At 68.5% G+C, this 15,266-nt stretch carries 16 protein-coding genes; 5 read left to right on the top strand and 11 right to left on the bottom strand.

Annotation, left to right across the window (positions count from 1 at the left end; all coding sequences use genetic code 11):
- The first annotated feature begins 21 nt into the window (after window positions 1–21).
- Together ALIDE2_RS06100 and ALIDE2_RS06095 are read left to right on the top strand one after the other, a co-directional pair.
- Window positions 22–1,086, top strand: a complete 1,065-nt coding sequence (locus tag ALIDE2_RS06100) for a sensor histidine kinase (protein WP_013520027.1) — start codon at window positions 22–24, stop codon at window positions 1,084–1,086.
- A 136-nt stretch (window positions 1,087–1,222) separates the two neighbouring features.
- Window positions 1,223–2,008: a MetQ/NlpA family ABC transporter substrate-binding protein gene (locus tag ALIDE2_RS06095; protein WP_013520028.1), complete on the top strand. Its 786-nt coding sequence runs from the start codon at window positions 1,223–1,225 to the stop codon at window positions 2,006–2,008.
- Window positions 2,009–2,134: 126 nt separating this feature from the next.
- On the opposite strand, the gene ALIDE2_RS06090 is transcribed toward ALIDE2_RS06095, so the two are convergent.
- From ALIDE2_RS06090 to ALIDE2_RS06075, 4 genes are all read right to left on the bottom strand, one after another.
- Window positions 2,135–3,766, bottom strand: coding sequence for a SpoVR family protein (locus ALIDE2_RS06090; RefSeq protein ID WP_013520029.1), 1,632 nt, complete (start codon window positions 3,764–3,766; stop codon window positions 2,135–2,137).
- Window positions 3,763–5,031 carry a YeaH/YhbH family protein gene (locus ALIDE2_RS06085; protein ID WP_013721636.1) on the bottom strand — a complete coding sequence of 423 codons (1,269 nt, stop codon included), beginning with the start codon at window positions 5,029–5,031 and terminating at the stop codon, window positions 3,763–3,765. Before ALIDE2_RS06085 ends, ALIDE2_RS06090 begins: the two co-directional genes overlap by 4 nt.
- Before the next feature lie 44 nt (window positions 5,032–5,075).
- Window positions 5,076–6,998, bottom strand: a complete 1,923-nt coding sequence (locus tag ALIDE2_RS06080; RefSeq protein ID WP_013520031.1) for a PrkA family serine protein kinase — start codon at window positions 6,996–6,998, stop codon at window positions 5,076–5,078.
- A gap of 300 nt (window positions 6,999–7,298) precedes the next feature.
- A complete protein-coding gene (locus ALIDE2_RS06075; RefSeq protein WP_013520032.1) occupies window positions 7,299–7,790 on the bottom strand; it encodes an RrF2 family transcriptional regulator in 492 nt (163 codons plus the stop codon).
- 94 nt (window positions 7,791–7,884) lie between these two features.
- Between ALIDE2_RS06075 and ytfE the strand changes: the two genes are divergently transcribed.
- Window positions 7,885–8,607, top strand: coding sequence for an iron-sulfur cluster repair protein YtfE (ytfE, locus tag ALIDE2_RS06070; protein WP_013520033.1), 723 nt, complete (start codon window positions 7,885–7,887; stop codon window positions 8,605–8,607).
- 2 nt (window positions 8,608–8,609) lie between these two features.
- Window positions 8,610–8,981 carry a group III truncated hemoglobin gene (locus tag ALIDE2_RS06065; protein WP_013520034.1) on the top strand — a complete coding sequence of 124 codons (372 nt, stop codon included), beginning with the start codon at window positions 8,610–8,612 and terminating at the stop codon, window positions 8,979–8,981.
- Here the strand turns inward: ALIDE2_RS06065 and ALIDE2_RS06060 are convergent.
- The 5 genes from ALIDE2_RS06060 to ALIDE2_RS06040 form a co-directional block, all read right to left on the bottom strand.
- Window positions 8,978–9,202 carry a DUF3820 family protein gene (locus ALIDE2_RS06060; protein ID WP_013520035.1) on the bottom strand — a complete coding sequence of 75 codons (225 nt, stop codon included), beginning with the start codon at window positions 9,200–9,202 and terminating at the stop codon, window positions 8,978–8,980. The two genes, ALIDE2_RS06065 and ALIDE2_RS06060, sit on opposite strands and share 4 nt — an antisense overlap.
- The gene (locus ALIDE2_RS06055; RefSeq protein WP_013520036.1) at window positions 9,202–9,642 is read right to left on the bottom strand and encodes a CopD family protein; all 441 of its coding nucleotides are present in this window, start codon (window positions 9,640–9,642) and stop codon (window positions 9,202–9,204) included. Before ALIDE2_RS06055 ends, ALIDE2_RS06060 begins: the two co-directional genes overlap by 1 nt.
- 2 nt (window positions 9,643–9,644) lie before the next feature.
- Entirely contained in the window at window positions 9,645–10,646 is a 1,002-nt protein-coding gene (locus ALIDE2_RS06050) for an aldo/keto reductase (RefSeq protein WP_013721634.1), read from the bottom strand.
- Window positions 10,647–10,723: 77 nt separating this feature from the next.
- Window positions 10,724–10,924 carry a SlyX family protein gene (locus ALIDE2_RS06045; RefSeq protein ID WP_013520038.1) on the bottom strand — a complete coding sequence of 67 codons (201 nt, stop codon included), beginning with the start codon at window positions 10,922–10,924 and terminating at the stop codon, window positions 10,724–10,726.
- A gap of 1 nt (window position 10,925) precedes the next feature.
- The gene (locus tag ALIDE2_RS06040) at window positions 10,926–12,119 is read right to left on the bottom strand and encodes an aminotransferase-like domain-containing protein (protein WP_013520039.1); all 1,194 of its coding nucleotides are present in this window, start codon (window positions 12,117–12,119) and stop codon (window positions 10,926–10,928) included.
- A gap of 152 nt (window positions 12,120–12,271) precedes the next feature.
- On the opposite strand from ALIDE2_RS06040, the gene ALIDE2_RS06035 reads away from it, so the two are divergent.
- Window positions 12,272–12,742: an AraC family transcriptional regulator gene (locus ALIDE2_RS06035; RefSeq protein WP_013520040.1), complete on the top strand. Its 471-nt coding sequence runs from the start codon at window positions 12,272–12,274 to the stop codon at window positions 12,740–12,742.
- Here ALIDE2_RS06035 and ALIDE2_RS06030 read toward each other — a convergent pair.
- Together ALIDE2_RS06030 and ALIDE2_RS06025 are read right to left on the bottom strand one after the other, a co-directional pair.
- Window positions 12,739–13,725 carry a Bug family tripartite tricarboxylate transporter substrate binding protein gene (locus ALIDE2_RS06030; RefSeq protein ID WP_013520041.1) on the bottom strand — a complete coding sequence of 329 codons (987 nt, stop codon included), beginning with the start codon at window positions 13,723–13,725 and terminating at the stop codon, window positions 12,739–12,741. The two genes, ALIDE2_RS06035 and ALIDE2_RS06030, sit on opposite strands and share 4 nt — an antisense overlap.
- Window positions 13,726–13,760: 35 nt before the next feature.
- A complete protein-coding gene (locus tag ALIDE2_RS06025) occupies window positions 13,761–15,224 on the bottom strand; it encodes an amidase (RefSeq protein WP_013520042.1) in 1,464 nt (487 codons plus the stop codon).
- Window positions 15,225–15,266: the final 42 nt, after the last annotated feature.

The raw sequence follows: 15,266 nt of genomic DNA, 5'->3' as shown, positions 1-15,266 counted from the left end.
CCGGAACGCCCGGATGCCGCGATGCAGGAAACGCAAATTTTATCGACCCACCCCGCCCCCCTGCCCGGGCCCGCGCCGCGCGGCCGCGCCGTGGGGCGCGCGCTGGTGTTCGACGCCTGCCAGGTGGGCGTGGTCCTGCGCGCCGTGCTGTTCGTGGAAGCGGTGCTGGGCGTGGGCGCCATGTTCGGCGCCGCCGGCCCCGGCGAATGGCTGGCGCGGCTGGCGCTGCTCACGGGCGGCGCCCTGCCGGCCACCCTCGCCTGGCTGGTCACGGCCTGCAGCCTCAAGAAGGGACTGCAGCGCCTGCGCGAGCCCCTGCAATACGCGGCTGGCGTGCTGCTGGGCATGCTGGCCGGCCTGTACGCCTGCGCCATGCTGGCGCTGGCCGGCACCACGGCCGACAGCCCGCCCTGGCTGGCCTGCGCCGCCAGCGGGGCGCTGCTGTCGGCGCTGCTGGTCACGGCCCTGCTGCTGCGTGCACGCGCGCGCACGCCGGCGGCCACCACGGCGCGCCTGACCGAGCTGCAGTCGCGTATACGCCCGCATTTTTTGTTCAACACGCTCAACAGCGCCATCGCCCTGGTGCGCGAGGAGCCCGCCAAGGCCGAGGCGCTGCTGGAGGACCTGAGCGACCTGTTCCGCCACGCCCTGGTGGAGCAGGGCGAGTCGGCCACGCTGGAGGACGAGATCGCCCTGGCGCGGCGCTACCTCGACATAGAGCAGGTGCGCTTCGGCGAGCGCCTGCGCGTGCAATGGCTGATCGACCCGCGCGCCAGCGCCGCGCGCCTGCCGCCGCTGCTGCTGCAGCCGCTCGTGGAGAACGCCGTCAAGCACGGCGTGGAGCCCACGCCCGGCCCGGCCAAGCTGCGCATCACGGCCGAGCGGCGCGGCAGCCGCGTGGTGCTGACCATCACCAACACCCTGCCGCCCGGGAACACGGGCGCCGAGCCGCGCGCGCGCGGCCACGGCATCGCCCTGGCCAACGTGCGCGACCGCCTGCGCCTGCTGCACGACGTGGACTGCGACTTCCATGCCGGCGTGCGCGATGGTCTGTATCAAGTACGCATCGCGTTGCCAGTGAAATAAGAAACCCCATCGTTATATCGATATGAATTTAATTAAGTCATGCCCCGGGGTGTAAACCCGTAAACTACGCCGCACGCCGCGCCCACACCGACCCGGTTCTGGGCGCTTTTTGTTGACCCACCCAAGGTTGCATCCGATGCTCAAGCAAACCCTCTCCGCCCTGGCGATCGCCGCACTGGCCTTTTCCGCGCAGGCCGCCGACGTGCTCAAGGTGGCCGCCACGGCCGTGCCGCACGCCGAGATCCTGAACTTCGTCAAGCCCCGGCTCAAGGCCGAGGGCGTGGACCTGCAGGTCAAGGAGTTCAGCGACTACGTGCAGCCCAACATGGCCGTGGAGGACAAGCAGCTGGACGCCAACTTCTTCCAGCACCAGCCCTACCTGGACAGCTTCAACAAGGACCGCAAGACCAGCCTGGTCATGGTGCCGGGCGGCAAGGTGCACGTGGAGCCCTTCGGCGCCTACTCCAGCAAGATCAAGAACGTGAAGGATCTCAAGGACGGCGCCACCGTGGCCATCCCCAACGACCCGTCCAACGGCGGCCGCGCCCTGATCCTGCTGGCCAAGCAGGGCCTGATCGAGCTGAAGGACCCCAAGAGCCTGACGCCCACCCCTCTGGACGTGGTGAAGAACCCCAAGAAGCTCAAGTTCAAGGAGCTGGAGGCCCCGCTGCTGCCGCGCGCCCTGGCCGACGTGGACCTGGCCCTGATTAACACCAACTACGCCATCGAGGCGAAGCTGAACCCGACCAAGGACGCGCTGTTCATCGAGGGCGCGGACTCGCCCTACACCAACATCGTGGCCGCCCGCGCCGACCGTGCCAACGACCCCAACATCGCCAAGCTGATGAAGGCCTTGCACCAGCCCGAGGTCAAGAAGTTCATCCAGGACAAGTACAAGGGCGCCGTGGTGCCAGCATTCTGACCAACTTCTTTGCCCAGCACAGAAGCGCTGCCCGTGGGCAGCGCTTTTTTGTTTCTCACTATTTTTTCAATAGCTGCCAGCGCTTGTTGGAAAAGCCCTAGAGGCCAATTTCGATAAAAACGCGCTTCAGGCCGGCGGCGCCGGCACACTGTGCAGCAGCACCGGCATCTCGCCATCGCCGCTGACAGTCTCCAGCCGCACGCCGAAGCCCCACAGCCGCGCCACGTGCTTGAGCACCTCCAGCGCGTCGTCGGCCAGCGGCCGGCCCTGGTACTGGGTGTGGCGCAGGGTCAGGCAGCGGTCGCCGCGCAGGTTCACGTTCCAGACCTGGATGTTGGGCTCGCGCACCCCCAGGTCGTACTGCTGCGACAGGGTCTGGCGCAGCTGGCGGTAGCCGTCCTCGTCGTGGATGGCGCTGACCAGCAGTTCGCGCTCGCTGGCATCGTCGTGGATGGCGAACAGGCGCATGTCGCGCATCAGCTTCGGGCTCAGGAACTGGCCGACGAAGCTCTCGTCCTTGAAGTTCTGCATGGCGTGGTGCAGCGCCGGCAGCCAGGGCGTGCCGGCCATGTCGGGGAACCAGCGCCGGTCTTCCTCGGTGGGGTCCTGGCAGATGCGCCGGATGTCGCGGTACATGGCGAAGCCCAGGGCGTACGGGTTGATGCCGCTGTAGGCGCGGTGCCCCGCGGGCGGCTGGTAGATCACGTTGGTGTGCGACGAGAGCCATTCGATCATCACGCCGTCGGTGAGCCAGCCCTCGTCGTACAGGGTGTTGAGCAGGGTGTAGTGCCAGAAGGTGGCCCAGCCTTCGTTCATCACCTGGGTCTGGCGCTGCGGGTAAAAGTACTGGGCGATCTTGCGCACGATGCGCACGAGTTCGCGCTGCCAGGGCTCGAGCAGGGGCGCGTTCTTCTCGATGAAGTACAGGATGTTCTCCTCGGGCTCCTTCGGAAAGCGTTCGCTCTCCTGCACGGCGCTGTCGCCCTTGCCCGGGCGCGCCGGCAGGGTGCGCCACAGCACGTTGACCTGCTGCTGGGCGTAGGCCTCGCGCTGCTCGCGCTCGGCGCGCTCGCGCGCCAAGCTCTTCTTGGACGGGCGGTGGTAGCGGTCCACCCCCAGGTTGGCCAGGGCGTGGCAGGAGTCGATCCACTGCTCCACGGTATCGAGGCCGTAGCGTTCCTCGCATTGGGAAACGAAGTCGCGGGCATAGACCAAGTAGTCGATGATGCTGCCCGCGTCCGTCCACATGCCGAACAGGTAGTTGCCCTTGAAGAAGCTGTTGTGCCCATAGGCCGCGTGGGCGATCACCAGCGCCTGCATGGCGGTAGTGTTCTCCTCCATCAGGTAGCTGATGCAGGGGTTGGAGTTGATGACGATCTCGTACGCGAGCCCCATGTGGCCGCGCCGGTAGCGCCGCTCGGTCGCCAGGAACTCCTTGCCGTAGCTCCAGTGGCGGTAGCCCACGGGCATGCCCACGCTGGCGTAGGCGTCCATCATCTGTTCGGCCGATATCACCTCCAGCTGGTTGGGATAGGTGTCCAGCCCGTAGCGCTCGGCCGTGGCGGCGATGGCCGCGTGGTAGCGCTCGATGAGCTCGAAGGTCCAGTCGCTGGGGTCCGGCAGGGGATGCGCCGGGCGCTTGCCCGCCGGCAGCGGGGAACGGGGCACGCCGCGCTGGTGGCGCTCCCCGGGTACGGACTGCTTCCAGGACTGGCGGCCCGCGCGGCGCTGCAGCACGGGGTATTGCGAGAGGTTCATGCCACAGCCCCCTCTTTCTTGAACAGGTCGCGGAACACGGGATAGATGTCGCCCGGCCCGGACACCTTGCGCATGGCGAAGTACGGGAACAGCGGCGGCAGCTGGCTGTATTCGTCCCACAGATTCTGCTCCTCCTGCGCCACCTGCACGTAGGCGAAGTAGCGCACCAGGGGCAGGATCCTGTCGGCCAGCAGGCTGCGGCAGTTGCCGCCGTCGTCGTGGAAGTTGTCGCCGTCGCTGGCCTGGGCCACGTAGATGTTCCAGTCGCCCGCGGGGTAGCGCGCGCGCATGATCTGGTCGAGCAGCACCAGGGCGCTGCTGACCACGGTGCCGCCGCTCTCGGTGGAGTGGAAAAACGCGTCCTCGTCCACCTCGGCGGCCTGGGTGTGGTGGCGTATGAAGACGATGTCGATCTTCTCGTAGTGGCGCGTGAGGAACAGGTACAGCAGGATGAAAAAGCGCTTGGCCAAGTCCTTGCGCTCTTGGTCCATGGAGCCGGAGACGTCCATCACACAGAACATCACGGCCTGGCTGCTGGGCACGGGCAGCTTGGTGCGGTTGCGAAAGCGCAGGTCTATGGGGTCGAGGAAGGCCACCCTGGCCATGCGCTCCCGCAGGGCGTCTATGCGCTGCTGCAGCTCGGCCACGGCCTCGCTGGTGCCGTCGTCCTGCGCCAACAGCCCGTCGAGTTCCTGCTGCAGCGCCTGCAGCTCGCGATGCGGCGCCTTGGTCAGGGCGATGCGGCGGCCCAAGGCGCCGCGCATGGTGCGCAGCACCGCCAGGTTGTGCGGCGTGCCGTCGTGGCTGTAGCCGGCGCGGCGCGTCTTGTACTGCGGCGTTTCGCCCAGGTGGGTGCGCAGCATGCGCGGCAGGGCAAGATCCTCGAAGAAGATCTGCATGAACTCTTCCTTGGTGAGGGTGAAGGTGAAGTCGTCCTCCCCCTCCCCGCTGTCGCTGGCCTGCGAGCCTGACCCGCCCCCGCCGCCCAGGGGCCGGGCGATGCGGTCGCCGCGCACGTGGTCGCGGTTGCCCGAGTGCACGGTGTCGCGTATGCCGCCGGAGCCATGGCGGAACACCGGCTCGCGGATGTCCTTCCTGGGGATGGTGATGTTCTCGGCCTGCTCGATGTGGCGGATGTCGCGCTTGTCCACGGCGCGGCGCACCGCCTCGGCGATCTGCTGCTTGTAGCGGCGGATGAAGCGCTCGCGGTTGCCCACCGACTTGTTCTTGCCTGCGAGCCTGCGGTCGATGATATGCAATGCCATCTGTGTCCCCATGCATGGCCCGGCGCGTCGGTGCCGGGTCCCGGTCAGCTGCTCTTGCGCACGCGCAGATACCACTCGCACAGCAGGCGCACCTGCTTGGAGGTGTAGCCCTTGGCCACCATGCGGGTGACGAAGTCCTCGTGCTTGCGCGCATCCTCGGCGCTGGCCTTGGCGTTGAAGCTGATGACGGGCAGCAGCTCCTCGGTGTTGGAGAACATCTTCTTCTCGATCACCAGGCGCAGCTTCTCGTAGCTGGTCCAGCTCGGGTTCTTGCCCTGGTTGTTGGCGCGCGCGCGCAGCACGAAGTTGACGATCTCGTTGCGGAAGTCCTTGGGGTTGGCGATGCCCGCGGGCTTCTCGATCTTCTCCAGCTCGGCATTGAGCGCATTGCGGTCGAACACCTCGCCGGTGTCGGTGTCGCGGTACTCGCTGTCCTGGATCCAGTAGTCGGCGTAGGTGACGTAGCGGTCGAAGATGTTCTGGCCGTACTCGCTGTAGCTCTCCAGGTAGGCTGTCTGGATCTCCTTGCCGATGAACTCGGCGTAGCGCGGCGACAGGTATTCCTTGATGTAGCCGGTGTACTTGGTCTCCAGCTCGGCCGGGAACTGCTCGCGCTCGATCTGCTGCTCCAGCACGTACATCAGGTGCACGGGGTTGGCCGCCACCTCGGTGCTGTCGTAGTTGAAGACCTTGGACAGGATCTTGAAGGCGAAGCGCGTGGAGATGCCCGACATGCCCTCGTCCACGCCGGCGTAGTCGCGGTACTCCTGGTAACTCTTGGCGCGCGGGTCGGTGTCCTTGAGGCTCTCGCCGTCATAGACCTGCATCTTGCTGAAGATGCTGGAGTTCTCGGGCTCCTTCAGGCGCGTGAGCACGGCGAACTGGGCCATCATCTTGAGCGTGCCGGGCGCGCACACGGCGTTGGCCAGCGACGATTCGCGGATCAGCTTCTCGTAGATCCTCACCTCCTCGGAAACGCGCAGGCAGTAGGGCACCTTGACGATGTAGATGCGGTCGAGGAAGGCCTCGTTGTTGCGGTTGTTGCGGAAGGCCTTCCACTCGCTCTCGTTGCTGTGCGCCAGCACCAGGCCGTCGAACGGAATGGCGCCGAAACCCTCCGTGCCCTTGTAGTTGCCCTCCTGCGTGGCCGTGAGCAGCGGGTGCAGCACCTTGATGGGCGCCTTGAACATCTCCACGAACTCCAGCAGCCCCTGGTTGGCCAGGCACAGGCCGCCCGAGTAGCTGTAGGCATCGGTGTCGTCCTGGGCGAAGTTCTCCAGCTTGCGGATGTCCACCTTGCCCACCAGGCTGGAGATGTCCTGGTTGTTCTCGTCGCCCGGCTCGGTCTTGGCGATAGCGATCTGCTTGAGGATGCTGGGGTAGCGCTTGACGACGCGGAACTTGCGTATGTCGCCGCCGTACTCGTCCAGGCGCTTGACGGCCCAAGGCGAGAGTACGTGCTGCAGGTAGCGCCTCGGGATCCCGAACTGCTCCTCCAGCACCGGGCCGTCCTCCGCCACGTCGAACAGGCCCAGCGGCGACTCGTTCACCGGCGAGCCCTTGAGCGCGTAGAACGGCACCTTCTGCATCAGGTGCTTGAGGCGCTCGGCGATCGAACTCTTGCCCCCGCCCACCGGGCCCAACAGGTACAGGATCTGCTTGCGCTCCTCCAGTCCCTGGGCGGCATGGCGGAAGAAGCTCACCACCTGCTCGATCGCATCCTCCATGCCGTAGAACTCGGCAAAGGCGGGGTAGCGGCGGATCACCTTGTTGGCGAACAGGCGCGACAGGTGCGGGTCGCTCCTGGTATCCACCATCTCGGGTTCGCCGATGGCAGCGAGCATGCGCTCGGCAGCACTGCCATAGGCCATGGGATCGCGCTGGCACAGGGCGAGGTACTCGTCGATCGACATCTCCTCTTCGCGCAAGCGGACATAGCGTGCAGCGTAGTTGCTGATGGCATCCATAAGGGCCTCCTGTGGCGGCACTCCGGTGACGGGCAGCGCCGCGAAGTTGCTCGGCATCCAATTGCCGTGTGAGACCCTTGTAGCACCTTGCCCCGGCTTTGAACAGGTAAATAAATCCGACAATGGTGTCCGCTTGCGAGGCAAGCACGATGGCGGGCCGGGCACCCCGCCAGGCGATGGCCGCGGCCCGCGGGCACAGCGGCCGCAGGCCCGGGGCCAAGGGCAGGGCCAGGGCCTGCAATCACTACATAAAAAATAGCTACAAGCGCTTACCAGATAAGCGTTTTATCCATTTTTACCTTAAACACTTCGCACGACCTGCGGCAGGCCCGGCACCCAGCGCATGGCCTGGGTGGAGGCCCTGGCGCCTTGGCTCGCCGCCGGCTGCGGCGCCACCAGGTCGGCCACGCTGAGCCCGTCGAGCACGGCGAGGTAGGCGCGCGTGGCGTTGGACAGCACGGACTGCAGCCGGCAGTGGCTGCTCATGCGGCACTGGTTGAGCTCTGCGTTGAAGCACTCGACCATGTCGAAGTCGGTCTCGGTCATGCGCACGATCGCGCCCAGGTTGATCTCGTGCGCGGGCTTCATCAGCCGCATGCCGCCGCCGCGCCCGCGCGTGGTGTCCAGCAGACCCTGGGCGGCAAGCTGCTGCACGATCTTCGTGAGATGGCTGCGCGAAATGCCATGCGCCTCGGCCACCTCGCTGATGGTCACGGGCTGCTCGCGCTCCTGGCTGGCCGCGCAGTACATCAGCACACGCAGCGCGTAATCGGTCCACTGGGTCAGTCGCATGGTGTTGCCGCAAACGGCCCAAAAGATTCACACACGATGAATTTTAAAGAATAAAATATGCAAATCAAATGAATCTTTCGGACAAATGACCACCATGAACGCCATCGCTGCCGCAGCAACCTCCCCCATCGACCCCAGCCAGGCCATAGGCCAGATCGCCGTGCAGTTGCCCGGCGCCACGGCCGTGTTCCGGCGCCTCAAGCTCGATTTCTGCTGCGGCGGCCAGGTGAGCCTGCGCCAGGCCGCCGGCGACAAGGGCCTGGACCTGCAGGCCGTGGTGGACGAGCTGTCGGCGCTGCAGCGCCCCAACACCCTGCCCGACGCGGGCACGCCGTCCGAGCTGGTCGACCACATCGTCGCGCGCTACCACGACGTACACCGCGCCCAGCTGCCCGAGCTGATCCGCATGGCGCGCCGCGTGGAGGCCGTGCACCGCAGCAACCCGAACACCCCGCATGGCTTGGCCGACGCGCTCGAAGCCATGGAGCAGGAGCTGGTGGCGCACATGCACAAGGAAGAGGCCGTGCTGTTCCCCATGCTGCGCGCCGGCGGCAACAGCTTCGTGAGCCAGCCCATTGCCATGATGCGCCACGAGCACACCGACCATGGCGAGGCGCTGGAGCAGATCGCCCGCCTGACCGACGACATCACGCCGCCCCGCGAGGCCTGCAACACCTGGCGCGCGCTGTATGCCGGCCTGGCCCAGTTCAGCGACGACCTGGTCAATCACATCCACCTGGAAAACAACGTGCTGTTCCCGCAGTTCGAGGCCGCGGCGCAAGGCGGCTGCGGCTCCTCGGGCTGCGGCTGCAGCTGAGTATGGACACCACCGCCAAGCGCCCGCTGGACGCGGACAGCATCACGGCGCTGGTGTACGGCTTCTATGCCGACGTGCGCGCCGACGCGCAGCTGGGCCCCCTGTTCGACCGCGCCATAGGCGCGCACTGGGACGCGCACCTGGCGCGCATGGTGGACTTCTGGAGCACGGTGGCGCTGGGCGCGCGCAGCTTCAAGGGCGACGTGTTCGGCAAGCACATGGCCGTGCAGGGCGTGGAGCCCGGGCATTTCGCGATCTGGCTGCGCCTGTGGGGACAGCGGACCGACGCCCTGTTCGAGCCCGAGGTGGCGCGCGAGCTGCAGCAAGCCGCCCAGGGCATTGCGCGCAACCTGTTCCGCGGCTATTTCGGCTAAGCGCGCAACGGCGCGAGCAGCTCGCGCAGGCCGTTGTGGTCGATCTCGTACATCAGCGCCAGCAGCTGGCCGATCTCCCCACGCGGAAAGCCTTCGCGCGCAAACCAGTGCAGGTAGTTGGCGGGCAGGTCGGCGATCACCGTGCCGCGGTGCTTGCCGAACGGCATCTCGCGCTCCAGCAGCAGCCGCAGGCGCTGCGCGGTGCAGCCGGCGATCTCCATCACAGCCCGCCGTAGCGGAAGCTGATGCCCGTGAGCACGAAGCCCACCGATAGCAGCGTGACCGCCGCCACATGCCAGGCCATGAGCGGCAGCGTCCGGGCATTGAGCCGGGGGATGACGCGCAGGCGCGCATGCGCGGCCACCAGCGCCGTGCCGGCCAGCAGCGCCAGCTTGACGGACACGGCGCGCTCGAGCGCCGTGCCGGGGCTGAACCATCGCCCCCAGTCGGGCACGAGCTGCAGCGCCATCCACAGGCCCGACGCCACCTGGATGGCCAGCGCCGGCATGCCCAGCTTTTCGTAGCCCTGCTCGAAGTCGAGCAGCACCTGGGGGTTGCGCAAACGCAGCGCGCGCGGCAGCACCGTCAGCGCCAGCACCAGGTGGCCGCCGGTCCAGACCGTGGCGGCCAGCAGGTGCAGCGAAAAGATCCAGGGGTACATGCCTACGCCCTGCGCGCCTGCAGCGGGTAGGCCGGGTCGGTATAGCCCAGCGTGGACGGATGGCCGGGCGCGACCAGCCCGTCGACGAGCGCCTCGTCCTCGGGTGTGACCGTGTAATCCAGCGCGGGCAGGTAGTCCTGCCACTGCGCCAGCGTACGCGGGCCGGCGATCACGCTGCTCACGCTGCGGTGCGCCAGCACCCAGGCGGTGGCGAACTGCGCCAGCGTCACGCCGCGCGCCTGCGCATGCTGCATGAGCGTCTGCGCGATCGCGAGCGACTCCTGGCGGAACTCGGTCTGGCCCATGCGCCGGTCGCCGCGCCCGGCGCGCGAGCCGGCCTCGGGCGCCTGGCCCGGCAGGTACTTGCCGGTGAGCACGCCGCGCGCCACGGGGCTGTAGGGCGTCACGCCCAGGCCGTAATGCCGGCAGGCGGGCAGTATCTCGACCTCGGGCATGCGGTTGAGCAGGTTGTAGTACGGCTGACACACCGTGGGGCCGGGCATGCCGATGCGGCGCGCGCCGTGCACCAGCTCGGCGATGCGCCAGGCGCGGAAGTTGGACACGCCCCAGTAGCGGATCTTGCCCGCGCGCAGCAGCGCCTCGATGGCGTACAGCGGCTCCTCCAGGTCCATGTCCTCGTAGTCGCGGTGCAGGTAGAGGATGTCCACGTGGTCGGTCTGCAGGCGCGCCAGGCTGGCCTCCACCTCGCGCAGCATCCAGGCGCGCGAGTAGCGGCCCTCGTTGGGCCGCTCGGACATCTTGTTGCCCAGCTTGGTCGCCAGCACCCAGTCGTGGCGCTGGCCCTTGAGCAGCTTGCCCAGCATGGCCTCGGACGCGCCCTTGGTGTACACGTCGGCCGTGTCCATGTAGTTCACGCCGTGCTCGCGCGCATGAGCGACGATGGACGCGGCCTCGGCCTCGTCCGTCTGGTCGCCGAACATCATGGTGCCCAGGCACAGGGCGGAGACCTGGAGCTGGCTCTTGCCGAGAAAACGGTATTGCATGGCGAATCTTTCACTATCAAAAAAAGAGCTTATGACGCTTGCTGGGCGGACGCTGGAGGCCAATTTTGCTCAAAATCTCAGTAATGCGGCGGCAACTCGTCGCGCAGGCTGCGCACGGCCGCGCCGCCGCCCTCGGGCACCTGCTGGCGCAGTTGCGCCACCTCGCGCAGCAGTTGGTCGATCTGTTGCTGCTGCCGGTAGATGGTCAGGTTGAGCTGGTCGAGCATGTCTTCGGCGTAGGCCGCCTTGACTTCCAGCGCCTCCAGTCGGTCTTTCATGTCAAGCCACCGCCTGCCCCAGGCGCGCCACGCCTTCGCGGATCTTGTCCACTCCGGCGGTGGCGAACGACAGGCGCAGCGTGGCACGGTCGGGGTTGGCGCAGAAGAACGGCGCGCCCGGCACGAAGGCCACGCCCTTGTCGATGGCGCGCTTGGCAAGCACGTCGCCGTCCGCCACCGCGCCGTTCGCACCCGTGAGGCGCGCCCACACGAAAAGGCCCCCCTGCGGCTGCACGAACTCCACGGCCGCGCCCAGCTCCCGGCGCAGCGCGTCGCCCATGGCCTGGGCGCGCTCGGCGTACACGGCACGCACGTGGGCCAGCGTGCCCGGCATGCGGCCTGCCTTGAGGTACTGCGCGGCCGTGGCCTGAGCGAAGGTGCTGGTGTGCGCGTCGGAAAACTGCTTGCACATCGTGGCCTTGGCCAGCAGCTCGGGCGGCGCGACGAGCCAGCCCACACGCAGGCCGGGCGAGAGCACCTTGCTCAAGGACCCGCAGTGCGCCAGCAGCTCGCGGCTGCCCGGCACCTGGGGCGAGAGCGCAAGCAGGCTGGGCGGCGGCGCCTCGCCGAAGTACAGGTCGCCGTAGGGGTCGTCCTCGACGATCAGCGTCTGGTATTTGACGGCCAGCTCCAGCACCTTCCTGCGCCGCTCCAGGCTCAGCATGGCGCCACTGGGGTTGCCGAAGGTGGGGATCAGGTAGACGAGCTTGGGACGGTGCTCGGCGATGAGCCGCTCCAGCTCGTCGGTCTTCACGCCCTGCCCGTCGATGGGCGCGCTGACCAGGTCGGCGCCGTAGAGGCGGAAGCACTGGATGGTGGCCAGGAAGGTCGGCCCCTCGACGATCACCTTGTCGCCGGGACCGATCATGGTCTTGCCCAGCAGGTCCAGCGCCTGCTGGCTGCCCGTGGTGACGATGAGCTGCCCGGGCGCGACGTCCTTCGCGCCCTTGGCGGCCATGAAGGCCGAGAGCTGCTCGCGCAGCGGCTCGTAGCCCTCGGTGGCGCCGTACTGCAGCGCGCCGCCGGGCTCCTCGGCCAGCGCGCGCTGGCTCGCCTCGCGGATGCCGTCCACGTCGAACATGGCGCTGTCGGGAAAGCCGCCCGCGAAGCTGATGATGCCGGGCTTGCCCAGCAGCTTGAACAGCTCGCGGATGGCGGAGGTTTCTACGTTGTTCAGACGGTCGGCGAATTGCATGGGTCGGGGCCCTCGGCGGGCGCTACGGATACGGCGAAGCCCCCATTGTCGTCAATCGCGCCGCGGCTTTCCGCCGCCGCGCGCATGTCCCGGCGCGGACACGGCATCGCGGTACATTGCGGGGCCGCCCCCGTCCCCCGAGGTGAATCGACATGCACGTAGAGATCCGAACCCTTCCCGCCCTGCGCCTGGCTTACCTGCGCCACACCGGCCCCTATGGCGCGCCGGCCATCGCGCAGACCTGGGAGCGCCTGGGCGCCTGGTGCGAGGCCCAAGGGCTCATGCGGCCCCGGCCCAGGTTCTACGGCATCAGCCACGACGACCCCGGCGCCACGCCCGCGGCGCAGTGCCGCTACGACGCTTGCGTGCCCGTGGACGCCGCGTTCGCGCCGCAGGGCGACGTGGGCGTACAGGCCTTCGCGGGCGGGCGCCATGCCTGCGCGCGCTTCACGGGGCCCGCCAGCCAGATGGGGGCCGCGTGGGAATGGCTGTACGGCCAGTGGCTGCCCGCGAGCGGCCTGCAGGCCGACCAGCGCCCCGGCGTGGAGGTCTACGAAGAGGACTTCGCCGTCGACCCGGCCACGGGCGCGTTCAGCTGCTGGATCTGCATGCCCGTGCGCTAATCCACGCGAATGCCCGAGCGCGCGGCCACGGCGCGCATCTGCGGCAGCTCGCGCTCCACGCGCTCCGTCACCACGCTGCCCGGCCCCCAGGCGGGCGTGAGGCCCACGTCCACCAGCCTGGCGCGCACCGCCGGGTCGGCCATCACGTCGGCCAGGGCCTTCTCGACCTTCTGGCGCACGGGTGCGGGCAGGCCGGCGGGCGCGAGGAAGGGGAACCAGGTGTCCGCGCTGAAGCCGGGGTAGCCGCTCTCGGCCACCGTGGGCACCTGCGGCAGCAGCGGCAGGCGCTGCGCGCCCAGCGTGGCGATGGCGCGGATCTTGCCCGCCTTGATGAGCGGCGTGGTGGCCACCACCGTGTCCACCGCCAGCTGCACCTGCCCGCCCATGAGTGCGGTCAGGCTCGGCGAGCTGCCGTTGAACGGCACGTGCATCGCCTTGAGCCCCGTGGCGGTCTTGAGCATCTCGCCGCCGAAGTGCACCGACGAGCCCGTGCCAAACGAGCCGTACGAGAACTTGTCCGGCTCGGCCTTAGAGAGCGCCACCAGCTCCTGCAGGGTCTTGCCCGGCGTGGCGTTGTTCGCCACGAGCACCAGACCCATGTCGGCCACCATCGCCAGCGGCGTGAAGCTGTGCAGCGGGTCGTAGGGCAGCTGCGCGCGGATCGCCGGGTTGTAGGTGAGCGTGGAGCTGGCCCCGAGAAACAGCGTGTAGCCGTCCGGCGGCGCCTTGGCCACGAGGCCGCCCGCCACCACCGTGCCCGCGCCGGGACGGTTCTCGACGACCACCGGCTGGCCCAGCTTGTCCGACAGCCCCGCAGCCAGCAGCCGCCCCAGGATGTCGGTGGCGCCGCCGGGCGCGAAGGGCACGATGAGCTTGATGGGCCGGTCGGGGTAGTTCTGCTGCGCGAACGCGGCGGGGGCGGCCAGCGCCGCGGCGCCCGCGACGAGGCACGACAGGAAGCGGGAACGGGTGAGCGAGGTCATGGCTGTCTCCTTTTTTGTGTAGATGGATAAGTCGTTCAGCCCAGCAGCGGACTGCGCCGGCGCGCATAGCCGCTGGCCTGGTCGTAGGCGTGGCCGATCTGCAGCACGGCCAGGTCGGCCTGGGCGGGGCCGATGATCTGCAGGCCCGCGGGCAGCCCCTGCGGGCCGAAGCCCGCGGGCGCGGCCAGCGCGGGCAGGCCGGCCATGGTGGCGGGCACCACGGCCTGCATCCAGCGGTGGTAGGTGTCCATCTCGCGCCCGCCCACGGCGTGCGGCCAGTCGAGCGCGGCGTCGAACGGGAAGACCTGCGCGGCGGGCAGCACGAGGAAGTCATACGTGGCGAACAGGCGGCGCAGCGCCTCGTACCAGGCCGAGCGCACGCGCGCCGCGTCGTACACCCGCATGGCGCAGAGGGCGCGGCCACGCTCTATTTCCCATAGCGCCTCTGGCTTGAGCAGCGCGCGCTTTTCCGGGTTTTCATAGAGAGCGCCATTCGCGCCCGCCACGCTGAAGCTGCGCAGGTCGAGCCAGGCGCGCCACAGGCTCTCGAAGTCGAACGCGGGCAGCGCATCGTCCACCGTGCAGCCGATGTCGGTGAAGTGACGCAGCGCCGCGCGGCAGGTGTCGAGCACGCCCGGCTCCGTGGGCAGGTGCCCTTTCAAATCGCCCAGCCAGCCGATGCGCGCGCCACGGAAGTCGCGCGCCAGCGCCGCGCCCCAGTCGCGCGGCCCCTCGCCGCGGCGCGTGAGGGGCAGCCGGTCGTCGAAGCCCGCCTGCACCGAGAGCAGCAGCGCCAGGTCGGGGATGTCGCGCGCCATCGGCCCGGCCACGCTGAACTGCTGGAAGAACACCTCCTCGCCCGGCCCGTGCGGCACGCAGCCCACCGAGGTGCGCAGGCCGTAGACGTTGTTGAACGCGGCCGGCGTGCGCAGCGAGCCCATCATGTCCGAGCCGTCCGCCACGGGCAGCATGGAAAGCGCAACGGCCACGGCCGCGCCGCCGCTACTGCCGCCGGCCGAGCGCGTGGTGTCCCAGGCGTTGCGCGTGGTGCCGTAGACGGGGTTGTAGGTGTGGCCGCCCAGGCCGAACTCGGGCGAATTGCTGCGCGCCACGAACAGGCAGCCGCCGGCGCGCATGCGCTCGAACACCACGCAGTCGGCCTGCGAAACCTGCCCCGCGAAGAGGGGCGAGCCCTTGGTCGTCACCATGCCCGCCGCGGGCATGATGTCCTTGGGCGCCTGCGGAAAGCCGTGCAGCGGCCCCAGGCTTTCGCCGCGCGCGAGGCGCTCGTCCAGCGCGCGCGCCAGCTGGCGCATGGCATCGCGGTCGGCGAACGCCACGAGCGCGTTGACCACGGGGTTGAGCCGGTCGATCTGCGCATAGCAGGCGTCGAGCACCTCCACGCAGGACACTTCGCGCGCATGGATCGCGCGCGACAGCGCCACGGCGCTCATCTCGGCAATGCCGGCCGCGGCGGGGAACTGGGGTTGCTGTGGCATGGAAATCCTTCGGTCGCGTGACGGAACGGGGCAGGATACGCA

The organism is Alicycliphilus denitrificans K601, assembly GCF_000204645.1.
Classification (GTDB): Bacteria; Pseudomonadota; Gammaproteobacteria; order Burkholderiales; family Burkholderiaceae_C; genus Alicycliphilus; species Alicycliphilus denitrificans.
Note: the sequence above shows the minus strand (reverse complement) of the source record. Positions and strands in the feature narration are given on the sequence as shown.

Bases quoted from the DNA above. Each gene is read 5' to 3' on its own strand.
- ALIDE2_RS06100 (WP_013520027.1), top strand. From the start codon at position 22: ATGCAGGAAACGCAAATTTTATCGACCCACCCCGCCCCCCTGCCCGGG.
- ALIDE2_RS06095 (WP_013520028.1), top strand. From the start codon at position 1,223: ATGCTCAAGCAAACCCTCTCCGCCCTGGCGATCGCCGCACTGGCCTTT.
- ALIDE2_RS06090 (WP_013520029.1), bottom strand. From the start codon at position 3,766: ATGAACCTCTCGCAATACCCCGTGCTGCAGCGCCGCGCGGGCCGCCAG.
- ALIDE2_RS06085 (WP_013721636.1), bottom strand. From the start codon at position 5,031: ATGGCATTGCATATCATCGACCGCAGGCTCGCAGGCAAGAACAAGTCG.
- ALIDE2_RS06080 (WP_013520031.1), bottom strand. From the start codon at position 6,998: ATGGATGCCATCAGCAACTACGCTGCACGCTATGTCCGCTTGCGCGAA.
- ALIDE2_RS06075 (WP_013520032.1), bottom strand. From the start codon at position 7,790: ATGCGACTGACCCAGTGGACCGATTACGCGCTGCGTGTGCTGATGTAC.
- ytfE (WP_013520033.1), top strand. From the start codon at position 7,885: ATGAACGCCATCGCTGCCGCAGCAACCTCCCCCATCGACCCCAGCCAG.
- ALIDE2_RS06065 (WP_013520034.1), top strand. From the start codon at position 8,610: ATGGACACCACCGCCAAGCGCCCGCTGGACGCGGACAGCATCACGGCG.
- ALIDE2_RS06060 (WP_013520035.1), bottom strand. From the start codon at position 9,202: ATGGAGATCGCCGGCTGCACCGCGCAGCGCCTGCGGCTGCTGCTGGAG.
- ALIDE2_RS06055 (WP_013520036.1), bottom strand. From the start codon at position 9,642: ATGTACCCCTGGATCTTTTCGCTGCACCTGCTGGCCGCCACGGTCTGG.
- ALIDE2_RS06050 (WP_013721634.1), bottom strand. From the start codon at position 10,646: ATGCAATACCGTTTTCTCGGCAAGAGCCAGCTCCAGGTCTCCGCCCTG.
- ALIDE2_RS06045 (WP_013520038.1), bottom strand. From the start codon at position 10,924: ATGAAAGACCGACTGGAGGCGCTGGAAGTCAAGGCGGCCTACGCCGAA.
- ALIDE2_RS06040 (WP_013520039.1), bottom strand. From the start codon at position 12,119: ATGCAATTCGCCGACCGTCTGAACAACGTAGAAACCTCCGCCATCCGC.
- ALIDE2_RS06035 (WP_013520040.1), top strand. From the start codon at position 12,272: ATGCACGTAGAGATCCGAACCCTTCCCGCCCTGCGCCTGGCTTACCTG.
- ALIDE2_RS06030 (WP_013520041.1), bottom strand. From the start codon at position 13,725: ATGACCTCGCTCACCCGTTCCCGCTTCCTGTCGTGCCTCGTCGCGGGC.
- ALIDE2_RS06025 (WP_013520042.1), bottom strand. From the start codon at position 15,224: ATGCCACAGCAACCCCAGTTCCCCGCCGCGGCCGGCATTGCCGAGATG.